Source organism: Oceanicoccus sp. KOV_DT_Chl (genome assembly GCF_900120175.1).
Lineage (GTDB): Bacteria > Pseudomonadota > Gammaproteobacteria > Pseudomonadales > Dasaniaceae > Oceanicoccus.
Genome location: NZ_FQLF01000002.1, coordinates 1,325,115 through 1,343,801, shown reverse-complemented (window position 1 = coordinate 1,343,801; position 18,687 = coordinate 1,325,115). Strand labels below are relative to the sequence as shown.

The window sequence follows — 18,687 nt, the reverse complement described above, 5'->3', positions numbered from 1 at the left end:
GTGCCGTTATAAAAAGCGCGCGTTAGCGCGTTTAGTGAAAACTGATGTTTGGCCGTTACTATTTTTTATAGCGTTGTTAACCGTTGATATCTCTAGTGTAATAGAAAAAATCTTCGTCCTTAACCCAGCCCAAAGATTCGTATAGCCTTTGTGCGGAGTAGTTAATTTTAGCAGTAGATAGTTCCAGTCGTTTCATGCCAGATTCTTGGGCATGCTCTTCAGCAGCCAGCAGTAATTTTTTTGCGACACCATGCTTACGGTGCTCGGACTTGACGTATAGATCGTAAAGAATATAAATAGGAGCCGCAGTCACTGAGCAAAAAGAAGGGTACAGCTGACAAAAACCCATAGGCATATCGCGATCTTTTGCTATGAAAATTACCGATTCTTTCCGCTCAATTCGATGTTTAATAAATTCTTTGGCCAAAACAATATCTGTCTCTTGCTCATAAAACTGCCTGTAGAGGTCAAACATTACCGCGACATTATCGGCATCGTATTCTTCTGCGATTGTTACAATTAAATCATTCATCTATTAAGGTACGGTTGATGGTTAACAAACAATGAAGAGGGTAATTTTTACCCGCAGCAGGAAAATAGTCCCTATTGTGCTGCTTGTTAAATGCCTATTTCACAAAGTGTTGTTCCGCTTTCTTGAAATAGTCCTCATAAAATACAACACCAAATATTACTATCGAATCGTTGGTAGCAATATTTCTCCCTGAGTGGCTATTTGGGACAGCTTAATATCTACACTAACGTTTTAGTAAACCCGGTTGGCTCAAATAGTATGGAGGTATAGCCGAAGTTTTTTTATTGATTTGTTATAAGTATTACGTTGATAGTGCATCCCAAAAGTCGTGTAGAAATAGTGCAGTGTATACGCACATAGATGGGAAACCAATAGCCCACAATGTTGTTGGTCCTCCCAAATCAACAGTCCACATGGCAATATAAATTAGACACCCAATCCCAGAAAATAAAACAAACTTGGTTCCATGAGCTAGCCACCTTTGAATGGGCGAGTTCAAGTCCGTCCTTGAATATGACAGTTCAAAAGCAGCGACTATAGCGCCCGCCATAAGAAAGCCAAGCATAGACAAAACAATATCTTTATCCTCGATAGACATGGATGAGAGATCATTCTTCATTAAGGGCACTAGCACCGTGAAAAAGAATATCACTACCAGGATATTTTTAATGGTAACTTCAAGTATAAATTTATTCATAGGATTCATAACGACGTTGTAGAAAAGCGCTAACCTTATTATTCAAATGTCAGGCGATAAATAGCCCATTTCTTATTTATTTAATTGATAATAAAGCATTCAAAACCACTTTGCATAATTTTTCTTATGTGAACGTTGTGCGTCACGATTGTGGATAGAAAAATGGTAGGCTTTCCCAGAGAGCCTGCTCCATGACCGAAGAAAGTGTTTCCGGGGGGAGGGGGCGATTACACCGTGGCCCGCGAACGGAATGAGTGCTTTGGCTATGAGTCCAGCGCAACATCAATTTGGGTGTAAGAAAGTTGAATCAAAGGGCTCTGACCCCTTAAATCAACCCCTTAAGTCTTCCTTAAGCTTTGATCTTGATAATGGTTACTCTTATTAAGAGTAATAGACTGTAATATTGTCGCGGATCAAATAACATGTATCCTTTCACACCTGCCAATCATCAATACCGTCATTTTTTTTTAATCTGGATCATTCAATCCCTCTATATTTTTATAGAGTTATTACCCTTAACTAAAACCTCCGTTGAACTATTATTTGCTGCTTCTTTGGCAATTACCCAAGGAGGATTATTAGGTTTGCCCATTGCGATACTGTGTCGATATGTGCGTGGAAAAACCTTGCACCGTGAGACGATACTCGCAATCGCCAGCTGCCTAAGCATCTTGCTACTATTGGGAAATTATCGGTTGTATGACCTTTATGGATTTTTCTTTAACGATTTTGTTTTCAACATCGTAACTACTGCTGGCGGCATAGAAGCCTTGGATATAACGTCATCAACATGGATAACTCTAACACTCAGCATAATGGTTTTTTTCACTGTAGTTTTTACTATTAATCGATGGCTGCCTTCAGAGCGACTTTTCCAAAAATTGGGTCGTAAAACCACCATTTCAATTTTATTCGTAACATGGCTATTTCAAAGTGGGACTTATGCACTAGCTGATTATCGTAGCTGGACTCCGGAATTACTTATTGCTGAAAAAGTCGTGTGGTATATCCCCATGACATCCAAGGGTATGCTTAAAAAACTAGGTTTAGCCAGAAATCGAGAGGTTAGGGAATATACTGTCGATCTCGGTGGCAAGTTAAACTACCAAACGTCAAAAAATGAGCTTCATATTACTCGTCCCTACAATGTTGTTTGGCTAGTCAGTGAATCTTTGCGTTGGGATATGTTAAGTGCTGAAATCATGCCCAATACGTATGCATTTGCCGATAGAAGCCAGCACTTCCTACAGCATTATAGTAGTGGCAATGGAACCCGCATGGGCATGTTTGGAATGTTCTATGGCATATATGGGTCGTACTGGTTTGATTTTCTTAAAACCAGGACGCCACCATTATTATTGCACACACTGCGAAAAAACAATTACCAAATGATGGCATACACAAGTGCCGCATTTTCCTATCCTGAATTTGACCGAACGGTATTTTCAGAATTTTCAAAATCTGAGATGCACGAAGACAACAAAGGGCAGCCATGGAAGCGAGACGAACGGAATGTAACACGACTAATTTCCTCGATAAAAGATGCAACAATTAACAATAAACCATTTTTTTCATTTATGTTTTTTGAATCTAGTCATGCCAACTATTCTTTTCCAGAAACCAATACTGTGCGATCTGACTATAGTAAGGATATGGACTACCTTACCACTAATTTTACTAAAGAAATTAGCGGCATTAAAGCAAGGTATGTGAACTCAGCCCATTATCTTGACTCACAATTTACTCGAATTTTCGATTATCTTGAAAAATCAAAATTGCTAGAAAATACCATTGTTTTGATCACAGGTGATCATGGCGAAGAATTTATGGAAAATGGATACTGGGGCCACAACTCAACATTTTCAGAACAGCAAACGCGAGTACCGTTAATTATATATAGCCCCGACAAAAAACCACAAAAGTATACCGGTATCAGCAGCCATTTAGATTTGCCTGCTACAATACTAAAAACTGTAGGAATTACGAAAAATGGCGAAACATACAGCCACGGATCAAATCTTTTTGCGGATAATTTCGACCGAGACTATGTCATTATCAGTGACTGGCATGGCAATGCTATTATTACCTCAGACTACAAATTGGTACTTTCATCTAAAGGACGAAAACATGGAGATCGAATATCAACTAAAGATGATCAATTTCTTAACAAGCTCCCGGCGCAAGCCAGCATCAAACTAAAAGATTTTTTGCAAACATTAGGTCGGTTTTATCTATAGATAACCTTGGGTCTTTTTTGTGTCTGTTTAGGCTTGCTGACTCGTTCGCCCATGCCACCTAAGAAGTATGACGCTCCAACTTTTATAAGCTAATGGATCAGAAAAATGGTGGGCCTTACCAGAGAACCTACCCCATGACTGAAGAGAGTGCTTTGGGTGCTTGAACTGCGGACCTGCCGATTACACCGTGGCCCGCGAACGGAGTGAGTGCTTTGGCTATGAGTCCAACGCAAGATCAATTTGGGTGTAAGAAAGTTGAATCAAAGGGCTTTGACCCCTTAATATTGGAAACGTAAGGCTTTCTTCGGGGGTGTTAAGGCGTTCTCAGTATTTTAGTTTGGAATCTACTAGACTGCTCAGGAATTTTTTATGTTAGCGGTTATACGGAGGAGCTATGCCTTACATTATTCATCACTTTAATGGCGAACCAATCAGCCATTTTATTCTTGAGAATAAATTATCCATTGGTCGTGGTGATGATAATGATATTCAGATTGATGATGTGACCCTCAGTGCCGAGCATGCACTATTTGAGCTTTGTGAGTCTGGTTGTCAGGTTAAGGATTTAAATAGTACTAATGGCTTGCTTTATAAAGGAGAAAAAATATCTTCTCGTCTATTAGTTAATGGTGATTACTTAATGATGGGAACTCATGATCTGGAATTCGTAGAGAAATTACCTGATACATTGGAGAAAACGGCTAAAATTCGTAAGAGTTGGATACCAGGCCTTTATTTCACGCGAGCATGAATTCCCCGGCTTTTTCTGCTGCTGAAAACTTGCCGAATTTCCAGATTTTATAATATCAGTGTTGCAGTTTTTTTTGGGGCGAGACCTAAATGAATGCCCACGAATGATAGGGTTCAAGAATCAAAGGGCTCTGACCCCTTAAATGAAAACAAGTAAAAAATACTGCCCCGATTAACCGTTAATGATTTGTTGCCTTATCAAGCAGGTATTCTCGCACAAGCGTTTATGAAAGATGGTTCGCTAGTACATGACTTTCTGTTTGCGCAATGCCCGAGAAGCTTGCATGTTTGCAATGCGCTGTCTCCCGCTGCAACATCGGCCATTCCAATTAGCAATTATATCTTTGATAAATTACTCTTGACTTAAGCTAAACCCAAAAAATCATCTAACTTGATACCAGACACTATACACAGCTACACTCCGTGAATCTGGCAGACTTAACCGGCACAAGCTGACATGTGCCAAATCTGAACTACTATATTAACAGGGTGTTATGAGCTATGGCTCAAGAAGAAGTACAACCATAGATCAGTTCCTGAAAGAATATAACCCATCACTACTTGATTTTGAGATGACAAAGGCATACATGCCAGTGATCGTGATTAGCCCCTGAAAATACAGATTCGACAACTATGATAATAAAAAATAAAACAGCAGACGACGATCTAGCGCTAACAGTTAAAGTTAACCCTGTCAGCCAGTTATTAGAATGGTTCCTGCCTGAATACATCAAGCAGTCTTATTCTCACAAAAAGAAAGACCAACTACGTTCCGATAATGAATATACCCGCTCTATTTTAATTCTCAGTATTTATGGTGTTACGGGTTTAATATCGATTATTGCTGCGATCTATTGGTATTCAATTGCCATTAGCCCGTCGTTAGGTATGATGGGGGCATGGATTTATATAGCACTCATGATTGCCCTGATAATGGGCGCGTTTATTTTTAAAATTTTCAATCTTTCCACACTGTTTCTTGGGCACTTTTACACCATATGTTCTTTCTTAAATATTGGTGTTTCTAATATGCTCATGGGATTTAACTGGACTTCGCCTAATTTAGCAGCAATGATTTTCATTCCTACATGGACACTTCTTATCTGTGGAAAAAAATACGGCTTGGCTTGGTCGGTCATTACCGCTTTGTATTTTGTAGCACTATACTTTATCGAACCGCTGCAACTTAATTTTCCTGTCTTGTTCGATAACCAAACCTTGGCGCAATTACGTATTTCCGGCTGGCTTTCGGCCATTGGTCTGTTAACTCTATGTTTGTATATTTTTCAAGATAATTACTCCTCACTGAATATATTCTTAGAGCAAGAGCGTGAACGATTCAAACACGAATCTTTACATGACCCTTTAACCGGATTGGCAAACAGAACCCTATTTCACAAGCGAGCGACCATTGCCCTAGATCACGCCCTCGAGGAAAACTGCAAAGCAGGAATACTTTATATTGATCTCGATAAATTTAAACCGATAAACGACCTTCACGGCCACCATATTGGCGATAAACTATTGCAAGCTGTCGCCGAAAGAATCCGCACCTCGATTCGCTCATCCGATACTGCTGCCAGATTAGGTGGCGATGAATTTGCAGTCATATTGTTTGGCGTGGCCGAGATTGAAAGCATCGATTATGTGGCCGAAAAAATTAAACACTCCTTGAACGAACCGCTTACGATAGACGGGATTGACTTGATACCTAGCGGCAGTATCGGCTTGGCCATTGCGCCTACCGACGGCAAAAATTTAGATGACATCCTCCGTAGTGCCGATACAGCAATGTACCAAGCTAAAAATGAGAAAAGGTGACTATTTTCCTGAAAATCGATATTTACGCCGATAATGAAAGACATTACGGAACAACTGGGGCCAGACTCGAATTCATAGCGCCAACCGTTAAGTCTCGCCTTCAAAAACATTAACATCGCAGCCATCATAAACTCGAACCTATGGAAAAGGATTTCCGATGGCACGAGACTCCCTCGCTTTGTTTTACCGGGGCACCCTCAGCACGTTGTCCTAAGGGGTAACAGCAGGCAAGCTATCTTCAACTCAGAAGACGATTACCGCTTCTTTCTCAACAAGCTAAAAGATGCCTGCCGGCAATAAGCGGGGTCCAATAAACGGGGTCGGTGACAAAACGTAGTACGAACAATTATCATTGGTCACCGACCCCCTTAAATATGACAATATTCATGGAGTTTTTGCGCCAAACAGCAAGCACCGCATTCAGGTCACGCCCGCCAAGCGTGGTAAATAACAACAAACCTGAAACCCGATGGTACGGATTAGCTTGATAAGAACCCGGCAGAGCGACACCGCGCCATGACTTGGATGCAGCGCCTCAAGCGAGTGTTCACTATCGATATTGAGGTCTGCGAGCGCTGCGGTAGCCAAGTCAGAGCCATCGCCAGCAAGAAAGAGCCGACGTCGATTGCGCACATTCTCAAGCATCTAATCAAAGGGCTCTGACCCCTTAAATGGGGCTATTGGTAGTAAAAGATCGCAAGGAGATAAAAAGTACAGGCTACCAGACAGCTGATAGTTCGCAGATGATTCCAGCGCGTCCAGTAAACAAGATAATGCCCCAGATGAGTGCCTTATTTTCAGCATTGACTGATTGCAAACGGTTATTTAAAGGTACATTGAATACCACCGTACAACCCAGCATACCCAACAGGTAAATCACACTGGCGCTGATTATCCATACAGATGCCAATCCACCATCATTGACTATTATCAACAGCAGCACGAGTAGACCGGAACCGAAGAACAGGGGCAGAAAAGCGGATTTAACGATGACTGTATTGATAGAGTTCATGCAAGCAATGGCCACATCAACTGGCAATCGTTTCAGCGCCCTCATCACAAACACCGAAAAGGTGAAGTAAATACCAGCCATAAGGCCGGTACTCAAAACTGCTAGCAACAGTGCTGGCTCAATCCAGCTAATCATTAGCTCGCCTCCTTCAGTATGCCAGGACTATCATCAGTCAGGGTCCATACCCCAGTTGCCTCGGTTTTTGCAACATACTGCTGGAAGCTCGTGGCTGGTCTACCCAGAGCTTTATCGACATCTTGTGAGATATAACTATTGCGGCCGTCCATCACGACGTCAAATAACTCGTTCATTAGCCACAACATCTCCGCCGGTAAACCTTGGGCCTGTAAACCTTCCAGAAAATACTCAGTGGTAATGGGTTTAAGTGCAACTGGTCGCTTGATGACCTGGCTGATTATTGCTGCACAATCCCGAAAGGTCAGTAACTCCGGGCCAGTAACCTCAAACAGCTGATTAGCCAGCTCGGGTTGGGTTAAGCAGGCGAAGGCTACTTCGGCTATATCGTCTGCATCTACAAAGGGTTCCGGAACTTCACCGGCGGGCAATGCCAGTTGGCCTTGCAGGATACCTTCAACCAGAAATCCCTCACTGAAGTTTTGCGCAAACCAGCTTGCCCTCACGACATTCCAATGAAGCCCGCTATTAATCAATAGCTTTTCAGCCCGTTGTGCACCTTCCTCGCCACGTCCGGACAACAGCACGATATGCCTAATCCCAGCTACTTTGGCCTGGCGGATAAACTCGGCGATTAAGCCCTGTGCAGCCGGGATTGCGAGATCTGGCTGGAAGGTAACGTAGGCAGACTGACAACCCTGCATAACCAATGGCCACTCTTCAGGTTTCTGCCAGTCAAAAGCCGGTTCAGTAGAACGGGATACTGCGCGTGTGGTTATGCCCGCCTTTTGCAGTAAAGCCTCAACGCGGCTTCCGGTTTTAGCATGCTTACCGATAATCAATGTTGTTTGTGATTTCATAGGATAACTCCTCAATAGAATTTACTGTTGCGCTTGCAACGACAGAGCTAGTATCCTGCAATCAACCCGGTCATTTAATGATTCTATATCCACATTAATTGATTATTCGTCCAGATTTAACCAAAAGACTTCTACTATCGATGGAGATGAACATGGCAAGCTCCCGCCGTTCCCTGAAACCAACGACCCTCTAGGTGAAACCCTGCACCAACTCCGGCTGGACGGCAGCCTGTACTGTCAATCGAACCTGAGCGGGGATTGGTCGCTGGCCATGCCCGCTCTACCCGGCAAAATGATGTTCCACATTATTACGGAGGGCGAATGCTGGCTTCAGATAGAAGGCCAACCAGCACAGTTGTTAAAGCAAAGATCACTGGCCCTCATTCCGCATGGTAAAGGTCATGTCATCAGCAGCAACCCAGAACTGTCTCCGGTACCCCTTTTTGATGCAGGGCTTAGACAAATCAGTGAGCGCTATGAAATACTGGATATAGAGGGTGATGGCCTGACGACTCGGCTGACCTGTGGCGTTATGGGGTTCGATCAGGTCGCTGGCAGACAACTTATTGAACAACTACCGGCCGTGCTATGCGTTGATCGATTGGAGGAGAGCTGCGAGAGCTGGTTAAGCAGTACACTGGACTTTATCGCCTGTGAAGCCAGTACTCTCAAGCCGGGTGGTGAAACCATCATTACGCACCTTGCCGACATCCTGGTGATCCAGCTTATTCGCCACTGGATGGAACACTCACCTCAAGCGGGCACAGGCTGGGTAGGTGCACTGCGAGATAAGCACATTGGCATTGCGCTGCGAGCAATTCACCATAAACCTTCTCAACGCTGGACCGTTGACACTCTTGCCAACGAATGCGGTATGTCGCGTTCAGGGTTCTCTGCACGCTTCACTCAACTCGTAGGTAAAAGTGTGAAGTACTACCTCACCGAATGGCGCATGAGAATTGCTCATCAGCGCCTCCAATTAAAGACCGTACCATTAATCGTTTTGGCAGAGGAGTTGGGATATACATCTGAAGCGGCATTTTCTCGTGCATTTAAGCGAGTGATAGGAGTCTCTCCCGGGCGGGTATAAAAAATAGTTATTGACAACAGGCTTGCCGGAAGCTCTAAACAACTATTTACAAATAAAATCTACTTAATAGAGCCGACATTGAAGTTGATTCATATAAATTCAGCTCAATGTCAGCTATCAAGTTAGTTTTTGTAAGCTTTAGGAGGGGCCGCTTTAATCAAAGGGCTCTGACCCCTTAAATGCAAGAATCAAAGGGCTCTGACCCGAATGCCACTAAGCAAAGCCGCTTTTCGGTACAATTCATCCTTTAATTCTGATCTTGGCTTCATCATCAATTTAAAGGGTTTTGGTCGCCGTTTGACTACCCTAGGCTCAACACGTTGCGGATAAACGGGGTCGGTGACAAAATGTAGTACGAACAATTATCATTTGTCACCGACCTCCTTCCGACCCCCTTAAATATTGAGTGCTTTGGCCATGACTCCAGTGCAACATCAATTTGGGTGTAAGAAAGTTTAAGAAAATTAAGCGTTTTTTGAGTGAGGAGCTGTTCAGAAAACCGAAGCCGACACATGGCCGAACCAGATGTCGTCGGGTGTAGCTTGCGTTAGGTCATGAGGCTGTGAGTTGCAAGGAGGTGGGCCAAGCGCCGAGCCAGGATCTAACTGGGTGGAGTGGGACGCTATTGGCAGGAACCTCTGTTGTATGTCTATAGCTGCCTGAAGTCGACTACATTCTCCTCACTTTTCAATACCTTGCATTGCTTTCATAATATCACGCCATGAAAGAATACCTATTGGCTGATCTAAATCATCAACAATAGGAATACAGGAAATATCATTGTTGTTAAAAATATTAACCGCGTCCTTAATCATAGCGTCAGCTTTTAGCGAAATAACATTTCTTGTCATAATTTGATGCACTCTTTTATTAAGCGCAGCCAGGTCTTTAGCAGTTGCACTAATAGAATCAATATTAGGTGGGATAGCCTTAAATAAATCCCTGTCAGATATTATGCCGCACAGCTTTTTTTTCTCAATCACTAATAAGTGATGAAATTTATGTTCATCAAATATATTTTTAACATCCTTTAGCGTGTCATCCATTCCTACCGAAACAATGGTCTTGGACATCAGGCGACTTACCTTCATTTTATACCCCCATAAGCTATGGTATTTAGGTTAAGAGTAGTTCATTGTGGCTAATATTTACTAGACTATAATCAATATTCAGCTTTGTAGACATGGGAGGTTGGTTTGAAAAAGTATTCAGCAGGTGAAGTAGACTCTCATAGATTCGCATTACAAATTATATCCGTTCTAACTCGAGTAATGGGTTCTCGTGATTCATATACAGCGGATCACCAGGGAGCGGTGTCTGGCATATCAAGGGCGATAGCACAGGAGCTTGATATTGATATGTTTGATGTTGAAGGCATTCGCTTTGCAGGTACCTTACATGACATTGGCAAAGTAGTGATTCCATTAGAATTACTCACAAAAACTGGCCGATTAAACAAAGAAGAATTCTCGCTAATTCAAACTCATTCGCTACGAGGGGTTGAGCTACTACATGGGATTGAATTTCCTTGGCCAATCTCTGACATGGTCGCCCAACACCACGAGAGGCTTGACGGAAGTGGCTACCCTTATGGCCTATCAGCAGAAAGCATTAGTATTGGAGCAAGAATCCTTGCTGTTGCCGATACCTTTGATGCTGTAGTCAATTCTCGGCCATACCGTAAAGCACTAGGTATGGATAAGGCACTCGAAATTCTTTCTCAAACGCATAAGCATCAATACGACCAAAATGCTGTAGCCGCTCTGCAACAGCTGATAGATGCAAACAGTGGTCGAGTGATTAGATATATAGAATAAAAAATTAGGAAAATCTAGTTTGTATAGTATTACTTCCGTTTAGCAAAAAAATTACTGTAAGTCTTAATCAAAGGGACCAAAGGAATCAAATGAGCGCGTTTTAATGCGCCGCTATTGTAGGTTTTAAATAAAAATTATTTTCTCTAGGGCTGACTAAATGAATTGGTGTAAAGTTATTAGGTGCTGCTGCTTGGCAGCAATCGGCAGTAGCGATACTATCAATGACGTTGGTGTTATCGAGTCTTGGAAACTTTTCAATCAATAAGGGTTAAGCTGTGAGTACATTAAAAATGAATGTTGGTGCCGAATATATTGACGGTTTGTTTGAGAAAACAATTAACCAGCTTGGTTTAAGTTGTAGTAAAGAATCAACGATAAAAAAATATACTCACCCTGCCTTTGGTGATTTGGGTTATCTACAGGTGGTCGATGGTGCGGATCATCCTGAGGTGCTAAAGGTGCTTCACCTTCGGCTTAATTTTGCACCGGTCGGAATGGAGGCGAACGCGCTGCATATTATTACCAAACGCGATAGTCTGGTTCCCCATGCGGTTACCGAATGTGTCTTTTATGATCCAGAGGTTGATGCCCCCTTTGATCCTAAGCATGATGGCCCACCGAATTTGGGTTTTTTTATGAATGTTGTGGGCCGTGTTGATCCCGCAGTTAATTTAAAATATCAACAACAAGTTTTTTTGCCACTAGAAGATATTAATAATGAAGTGCGCAGCTTAACTGATGCGCGCATGGGGGCTATTCCTCGATTGCAAATGTCTATTCTTCAGCCTTGGGCATTGGCGGTGACCACGCCTTTTTCCAATATTGCGTTATTGCAAAAAGCGTGTGAGCAATATATTGATCGTACCCTTGAGTTGATAAAAAGTGGGGTGCCCTCGGAGTGGTTGGTTGATGGCGAAGCTGAGCGAAGCGCGCTGCGCGATGCTCTGACTCGGGTTAATTATTTATCCCCGGAAGTTGACCATATCTGGCCGCGGATGGAGCAATTGATTGGCAAGGAAGACAGTGATCGCCTGCGTGCGATTATGACCAGCCAGGAAGTTGAGTACAGTTATTGATGCAGGGTGACGGCGGAAATTAACTTAAAAATACTCATTCCAATAAACGGAATAAACTAATAAACGGGGTCGGTGACAAAACGTAGTACGAAAAATTATCATTTGTCACCGACCCCTTTTTCCGGCACCTCTGCTAAATGTAAATCTGGGGCCAGTAGCTTTGACCACTAACCCAAAGCAGCTTGTCAGCCATTTCTCAAGACATACTCCAATGTAGGCAGTGATAAGCGTCTTTAGCCTTTTTACCCCAGATCAGTAGCCTATGGCCTTATATCACTGGAAAACTCTCCTTAAGTGTTTGATTTAACAAGTAACTGATTTATGATCAAGGGAAAGGAATTGGAAAATAAAATAAAGCGATAAGGCTCACTATCTCAGCAACAGGTTTTTCCTCCTATTGGTAACATATTGAATAAAAAAATTTATCCTAAGTGGTAATGTTTTAGTTCCGAGATACTGAGCCAAAGTGATATATAGCCCATGGCGAATTAATAAACTGTTAAGGGAATAGAGTAATCAAGTAATGAGTGAGAAAACCAAGTTAGAAAAATATCTTTTTGAACCCAAGAACAGCCATGCAAAAGAATCACTAATAAATAACAAGCTTATTTTCGATCTAAAGTTAGCCGCTGCCCAGAGGGAGTACTTTCTAAATATATATACTCCGGAAGTAGATAAAGATGGATTCGACATCATTTTTGATGATCAAGACTCACTAACGAAAGTTCAGTTGAAAACTGTAATGGCTAAAACCAGTACAAATTCATGGTCGATTCATAAGACACTTCTTAGGCCTGCCCCATATATTTGTGAACAATTAGGCTTTGAGTCATCACCATCAGGAACTGGATATCAAGGTGGGGTAATTTTAATCGAAATTGAAGAGACGGAAGAAAGTGGTTTTCAAGTAAAATATTACTACACAGATATAATTATACTCTGCGGTCTTAGAGATAAAATCATCAAGGTTATTGATGCTCCTAGTGATAAGGCATTAGAGGCTTTCATAAATAACATAAATGAAGGCATGTCTCACGAAAAAATCACTATATACAAAAATATGTTTCTTGAGGCAAAGTGCCCATCTTCTCTTCTTGCCTTAATGGGTATGCATAATACGGTAAACACAGGTATTTTTAGATATCATATCCAAAAATTAGTAGAGCCATGCTCTGAAGAAGAGTTCGCCAGCCCTAGGGATAAATTTGTAGAGTTTGTAAATGAAGAGCTTAAAAGTGTTTCGAGCAGCATCATCCCTTAACTAGGCGCTGCTGTCGGACAAGTTTTCCGCTGCGCTCCAAACTTGCCGCAGAGCGCGGCGTTATGTGTCTAAATCAATTCATGACATCACTTAAAGTGAAATCGTAATTTTTATAACCCCAAAATATAGCGATGGATGAGAGGAAGTAAAATGGATCAGGGTAATCATTATAAAAAGTGTGATCTACAAGTTCATTCGCCTAGAGATAGAAATTGGAAAGGTAACAATTGTGTTACGGAAGAAGAGCGTGAGACATACTCAAAAGCCTTCGTTAAAGAATGCCGAGTGGCTGGAGTAAATGCAGTAGCTATAACTGACCATCATGACATGGTCTTTTTTGAATATATCAAAGCTGCAGCAAAGGCAGAATTGGACGAAGATGGAAATCTAATTCCCAATCATCAACAGCTAGTGGTTTTCCCAGGAATAGAGCTGACATTTCATCAGCCCCCGATGCAGGGGCTATTAATACTCGATGCCAATTTCCCGGAAACGTTGTTTCCTACTGTTCTTGGATCGCTTTCATTAGCTCAAGCACCTCGGGCCGATTCAAAGACCAACCAAACAGTTGCAATCCCCAGCGATACCATAAACAGTATTAGCGATATATATAAAAAGTTAGATGGAACTGACGGTGTTAAAGGTCGATACATCTTTTTACCGCACGTAAAGGAAAGCGGCCACAAGACTTTGATGAGGGAAGGGTTTCACGAAGCCTATGCCAAAATGCCTAGCGTTGGAGGCTATGTCGACGGAAAGTTCGAAGGTGGTGGTAAGGGATACCTCAAGATACTTAACGGAGAGGTTGAAGCTTGGGGGTTTAAATCTCTTGCCGTTATACAAACAACTGACTATAGGGCGGATAAAACGCTTGCCGAACTCGACACGGCTACATGGATAAAGTGGCGTGAGCCAACGGCAGAGGCTTTGCGTCAGGCATGTCTCGCGAAAGAGTCAAGGATAAGTTTGGTTGAGCCTGATCTACCAAACATTTTCATTGAAAAGATTAACGTCACTAACTCCTCTTTTTTGTCAAAGTTCGATTTGGACTTAAACCCACAACTTAATTCAATAATTGGAGGTAGAGGAACAGGAAAATCCACGATATTGGAATACTTAAGATGGGCTTTATGTGACCAAACTGAAGGGTTTGGAAAAGATGGAGTCCAATCCGATATATTAAAGCGACGTAATACACTAATAGACAAAACTCTCAAAGATGTGGATGGTGAGGTAAGAGTTTTCTTCCTAGTTAATGGGACTCGACACATAGTTAAAAGAAACCCAAAGTCGGAGGATGTACTGCTGAAAATTGGAGAAGGTGAATTTGAGTCGGTCAGACCAAGTCAGATTAAGGAGCTATTACCCATTCAAGCCTATAGTCAGAAACAACTAAGCAGTATTTCCGTTCGATCGGACGAGTTAAAGCGATTTATTGAACAGCCCATCTCAAAAGAAATCGAGGATATAGATTTAAAGGTTGGCGAGGCTTTAGATCGAGTTAAATCCGCTTACCAAAAGCTAGCAAAAAGCAAAGGGCTCTATACCGATCTGAAGAAAAATGAGATTGAGATTGGATCTTTCAAATCCCAGATAGAAAAACTTCGTGGTGGATTGAAAGGTATTTCAGACGATGATAAAAAAATATTAGACAGGGCAAAGCTTTATGTGAACGAGAAGAATTATTTTGATGAGATTGCACTTGAGTATTCAACGATCAAAGAAAGCATCCGACCTTTCAAGGAGCTGCTAGAAAAATATATCGGCAAGGAAAGTGATAGCCCTCCAGCATTTGAAAATACAGAGGTGCTGAAAAATTTAAAGGAATCACGAAACAAATTCTTTAATGAAGCGCTAATAAAGGTTAAAGAGCTAGAGCAGTTACAGTCCGACTCAACTCTAAGATACGAGGAGCTACATGGCACATGGCTTACGGTCAGAAATGCATTTGAACTGGAATACAAGAAAGCAAAGGATAAATCAACATCTAGCCAATCAACCTTGACTGCTATTAAAGAATTAGAGCAAAAAATAGACAAGCTTGAATTGGTAATTAGGCAGAAAAGATCTCTGTTATCAGAAGTGGATATGACAGATGAGGGTTTTGATGATCTATATAAAAATTACATCGATCTACAAATATCAAAAACCGATAAGCTGAAGGAATCAACCAATGTATTTACGCGGTTATCTGATGGTCTAATTAAGGCTGATTTTACAAAAACAATTGATGTTGAAAAAATGTGCGAAGAAATTAATTCAGTTTTCTCTGCGTATAGCTTAAATATCAACAAGACCAGAACAGAGAAACTAACTGACTTAGTGGCCAATTCGTCTACGCCACTAAAAAAATGGTATGAAGTAATATATGAACTAAAAGCACTGAGCGAATTTAACTCTGCACCTGAAGTTAAAGATGAGTTGCCTCATACTCCAGTTCTGGATAGTTCAGGTTTCAGCCCTGCAAATAGAAGAAAAATATCAGAGGCGTTAGCCAGTGAGGGTCTTTTAAGGCTTGCTTCTATTAAGCTTGATTTCCTTCCCAAGTTTTCCTATCAAACCAACAACGAAATGGGTGATGAAATACCATTTGAAGAGGCATCAGCTGGCCAGCAAGCCACCGCATTACTGAATGTTCTTCTTAATCAAGATGGATTTCCTTTAATTATTGATCAGCCAGAAGATGATATTGATAACAGAGCTGTTGAAAAGATCATCAAAAATTTGTGGGGATCAAAAAAGAAAAGGCAAATTATTATAAGTAGTCATAATGCAAATCTTGTAGTAAATGGAGATTCGGAACTAGTCATTTGTTGTGACTACAACGAAACGAGCGAGCAAACGAAAGGCCATATTAAATACGAAGGGTCGATAGACAAACAAGAAATTAGAAACGAAATAACATCCATCATGGAAGGTGGAGAGAGAGCCTTCAAACTTAGGAAGGAAAAGTACGGATTTTGATAAGATGTTAGATGCTAGAGAAAAAGACAATGTTTTTATTCAGACGAAACGAGCCTTCAGTTCAAGTGACATCGCACATAACAAGGCGCTGCTACGGAAAATTTACTCGCTAGCGCTCCTAAATTTCCGCAGAGCGCGGCGTTAGGCGAAAATAATATGGAGCGTATATTTAAAACCCCTCCCGCTTTGGTTTGTAGAAATAATTGTGGGAGTGTTCTACGCCTCGAAGATTTTTTTCCTGAGTTATATTTTGAGGGGATAACCAGAGAGTGTCCTACCTGCGGCCAAAAAATAGATGTCTGGTCACATGCAATTGAATTACTTCAGAAAAAAGCGCAGCTATTTAGAAATAAGGGGGCTGCATTTATTGGAGGGGAAGATGTCAGCTTCACTTTCCAGTTACCACCAAATAAAACCGTAGAAGTAGATTTAACCGACTATGGAGTTCCAGACGATGCCAAGCTGATTTATGTGGTTTACACACCTTTTGCAGGGGCTGGTTGGCCTATTGAAATGCATGGAAACCAACCGATACAACATCGAACCACTAATAAAATGACTTTTTTTGGTAAGCCCATGCCAAAAAGTGGAAATGAAGTGGGGGGGCATCATGATGTAAGCATGAGCGTTACATACATTCCCAAATCTCAAGAGCAGACACCATTTACAAATCTTGCCAATGCATACGAACTGTTCATGCTAGATAAATTTAGTGAAATGATAATCCCTTGTGCAGTAGCTCTTGAATACTCCATTGAAAGAGTTACAGCTTATTCTTTACAGGCTTCGAACTTACCTGATAATTTGAAGCCTTCAAAAAGACTATCTCTAGAGGTAATACTTCCGCTTATTTGTAAAACTCACAATATCCCAACACTCAATAATGAAATTACCGAGTTAGTTATAAGGTTGTGGAGCCTGAGAAATCAGATGGCTCATGATGGTGAACTAAAGCAGCATTTAACACATGCTGAGGCTTCTAAAATATTGGCTGCCGCAATGTTCTGCATAAATTATTTTGGTTTTTTAAGTGGTAGGGTGCAAAATTCACAAAGTTAATCGCCTAACAAATCAAGCAAGCGGGTCCGCTAAAAGCGTGACTTCGCCACAACACGGCCCCTTCTTGTTGAGGCATAAGGGTCTCAATGAGTATATGCCTCTTGAAAGTAGCACTGAGGTAGCACGGGATGGGGTGGATATTTTTATACTTTGGGATTGTTTTGTAACTTATTGATTATAAATAGAAAAATGGTGGGCCTTCCCAGACTTGAACTGGGGACCTGCCGATTATGAGTCGGATGCTCTAACCAACTGAGCTAAAGGCCCAAATTTTAACGCAGTTTGGACTGCGGAATTTTTTACTGCTGAGGATTTACCGATTAAGAGTCGGATACTCCACCTTGCACTACGTGCCCCGCTAAAGGCCCAAATTTATACAGCTTGGAACTGTTTTGTTTCGATGCCCTAATTGTATCCCTTTGTAGATATGGTGTTTCCAAATAAAGGGTTAGGCTAAAACGCCGCGCATTATACGGCGCTAGCCGCGAGAGTTCCAGCGCCTATAACAACAGCTGTCTTGAGTCAGCAGGTTGGTTAATCAATGATCAGAATGTCTCGGATGCGCGGATGGATTTTGGCCTTCACTTTAACCACCAGTGATACCGCTAATGCCATCGGCTAATAATTTAATGCCCGCAACCGCCAAAAGAAATAACACAGCCGGTAGATCAGTGTTTGACTGACCCGATGCAGCAGCACATAACCCAGTCTTACACCGATAGGTGCTAGCGGCAGCAAGACTAACGACGTCATTAAATTGCTGTGATCAAATTGCCCAAGCCAGGCGTAGGGGATCAGTTTGATGACATTGACGACGGCGAAAAACACCGCGAAAGTGCCCATCAGCAGGGTTTTTTCCATCTTTTGTGGCAGTAGGTAAACACTGGCCGGTGGGCCGCCAGCGTGGATGCCGAAGCTGGTGAAGCCGGCGATGGCGCCCCACACGCTGCCTTTGAGTTTATGGGGTGGTTGGGCGGGCCATCGCTGCGGGTGAGCAGGTAATCGAGACAAAAGGCCAGCGAAATAAGGCCAATCAGGATGCGCACTGCGTCATCGGACAGATAGCGAAAAAACAGGGCGCCGATGGCGACACCCAGCACTGCAGCGGGCAGCATGATGCGCAGGTTTTGCCGGTGCCACTGGCCGCGAAAACTCCACAGGGCAACAGCGTCCATCACTAATAACAAGGGCAGGAGGATGGCGGCGGCTTGCACCGGCGAAATGGCCAATGCCATCAGCGGCACCGAGATCACGGCAATGCCGCCGCCAAAGCCGCCTTTGGCCATGCCAAAGATCAGCACGGCGGGGATGGCGCACAGATAAAAGAGCGGGTCGGTAATCATAAAAGCAAGGCAATGCTGTCCAGCGCTGCCTTT

Annotated in this window: 13 protein-coding genes, 1 tRNA gene and 2 pseudogenes; 10 read left to right on the top strand and 6 right to left on the bottom strand. The window is 42.3% G+C overall.

Going from position 1 to position 18,687, the window contains the following annotated elements:
* Positions 1-76 precede the first annotated feature (76 nt).
* Positions 77-532: an N-acetyltransferase gene (locus tag UNITIG_RS10055; RefSeq protein WP_101758256.1), complete on the bottom strand. Its 456-nt coding sequence runs from the start codon at positions 530-532 to the stop codon at positions 77-79.
* A gap of 1,119 nt (positions 533-1,651) precedes the next feature.
* Here UNITIG_RS10055 and UNITIG_RS10045 point away from each other — a divergent pair.
* The 4 genes and pseudogenes from UNITIG_RS10045 to UNITIG_RS24245 all read left to right on the top strand — a co-directional run.
* Positions 1,652-3,466, top strand: a complete 1,815-nt coding sequence (locus tag UNITIG_RS10045) for a sulfatase-like hydrolase/transferase (protein ID WP_101758254.1) — start codon at positions 1,652-1,654, stop codon at positions 3,464-3,466.
* A gap of 394 nt (positions 3,467-3,860) precedes the next feature.
* On the top strand, positions 3,861-4,217 hold the full coding sequence (locus UNITIG_RS10040; RefSeq protein ID WP_101758253.1) for an FHA domain-containing protein: 357 nt from the start codon (positions 3,861-3,863) through the stop codon (positions 4,215-4,217).
* 632 nt (positions 4,218-4,849) lie between these two features.
* Positions 4,850-6,037: a GGDEF domain-containing protein gene (locus tag UNITIG_RS10030; protein ID WP_101758252.1), complete on the top strand. Its 1,188-nt coding sequence runs from the start codon at positions 4,850-4,852 to the stop codon at positions 6,035-6,037.
* 349 nt (positions 6,038-6,386) lie between these two features.
* Positions 6,387-6,685: pseudogene (locus UNITIG_RS24245) on the top strand (IS91 family transposase); the annotation flags it as partial.
* A gap of 70 nt (positions 6,686-6,755) precedes the next feature.
* Here UNITIG_RS24245 and UNITIG_RS10020 read toward each other — a convergent pair.
* Both UNITIG_RS10020 and UNITIG_RS10015 read right to left on the bottom strand, forming a co-directional pair.
* On the bottom strand, positions 6,756-7,184 hold the full coding sequence (locus tag UNITIG_RS10020) for a DUF1772 domain-containing protein (RefSeq protein ID WP_101758251.1): 429 nt from the start codon (positions 7,182-7,184) through the stop codon (positions 6,756-6,758).
* The gene (locus UNITIG_RS10015) at positions 7,184-8,044 is read right to left on the bottom strand and encodes an NmrA family transcriptional regulator (protein WP_101758250.1); all 861 of its coding nucleotides are present in this window, start codon (positions 8,042-8,044) and stop codon (positions 7,184-7,186) included. The genes UNITIG_RS10020 and UNITIG_RS10015 overlap by 1 nt, the downstream gene beginning before the upstream one ends.
* A gap of 136 nt (positions 8,045-8,180) precedes the next feature.
* On the opposite strand from UNITIG_RS10015, the gene UNITIG_RS10010 reads away from it, so the two are divergent.
* On the top strand, positions 8,181-9,134 hold the full coding sequence (locus tag UNITIG_RS10010; protein WP_101758249.1) for an AraC family transcriptional regulator: 954 nt from the start codon (positions 8,181-8,183) through the stop codon (positions 9,132-9,134).
* A gap of 680 nt (positions 9,135-9,814) precedes the next feature.
* Here UNITIG_RS10010 and UNITIG_RS10005 read toward each other — a convergent pair.
* Positions 9,815-10,207 (bottom strand): CBS domain-containing protein, encoded by a 393-nt coding sequence (locus UNITIG_RS10005; protein WP_235015343.1) that lies wholly within the window; start codon positions 10,205-10,207, stop codon positions 9,815-9,817.
* A 123-nt stretch (positions 10,208-10,330) separates the two neighbouring features.
* On the opposite strand from UNITIG_RS10005, the gene UNITIG_RS10000 reads away from it, so the two are divergent.
* From UNITIG_RS10000 to UNITIG_RS09980, 5 genes are all read left to right on the top strand, one after another.
* The gene (locus UNITIG_RS10000) at positions 10,331-10,951 is read left to right on the top strand and encodes an HD-GYP domain-containing protein (protein WP_101758247.1); all 621 of its coding nucleotides are present in this window, start codon (positions 10,331-10,333) and stop codon (positions 10,949-10,951) included.
* A gap of 275 nt (positions 10,952-11,226) precedes the next feature.
* Positions 11,227-12,027, top strand: coding sequence for a hypothetical protein (locus UNITIG_RS09995; protein ID WP_145999150.1), 801 nt, complete (start codon positions 11,227-11,229; stop codon positions 12,025-12,027).
* 523 nt (positions 12,028-12,550) lie between these two features.
* Positions 12,551-13,288, top strand: coding sequence for a hypothetical protein (locus UNITIG_RS09990; protein ID WP_101758245.1), 738 nt, complete (start codon positions 12,551-12,553; stop codon positions 13,286-13,288).
* Between the two features lie 150 nt (positions 13,289-13,438).
* Positions 13,439-16,252 carry a TrlF family AAA-like ATPase gene (locus tag UNITIG_RS09985; protein ID WP_159931135.1) on the top strand — a complete coding sequence of 938 codons (2,814 nt, stop codon included), beginning with the start codon at positions 13,439-13,441 and terminating at the stop codon, positions 16,250-16,252.
* Positions 16,253-16,408: 156 nt separating this feature from the next.
* On the top strand, positions 16,409-17,311 hold the full coding sequence (locus UNITIG_RS09980) for a hypothetical protein (RefSeq protein WP_101758243.1): 903 nt from the start codon (positions 16,409-16,411) through the stop codon (positions 17,309-17,311).
* Positions 17,312-17,501: 190 nt separating this feature from the next.
* Here UNITIG_RS09980 and UNITIG_RS09975 read toward each other — a convergent pair.
* Both UNITIG_RS09975 and UNITIG_RS09970 read right to left on the bottom strand, forming a co-directional pair.
* Positions 17,502-17,578, bottom strand: a tRNA-Ile gene (locus tag UNITIG_RS09975).
* Positions 17,579-17,929: 351 nt separating this feature from the next.
* A pseudogene (locus UNITIG_RS09970) lies at positions 17,930-18,597 on the bottom strand (sulfite exporter TauE/SafE family protein).
* Positions 18,598-18,687 lie beyond the last annotated feature (90 nt).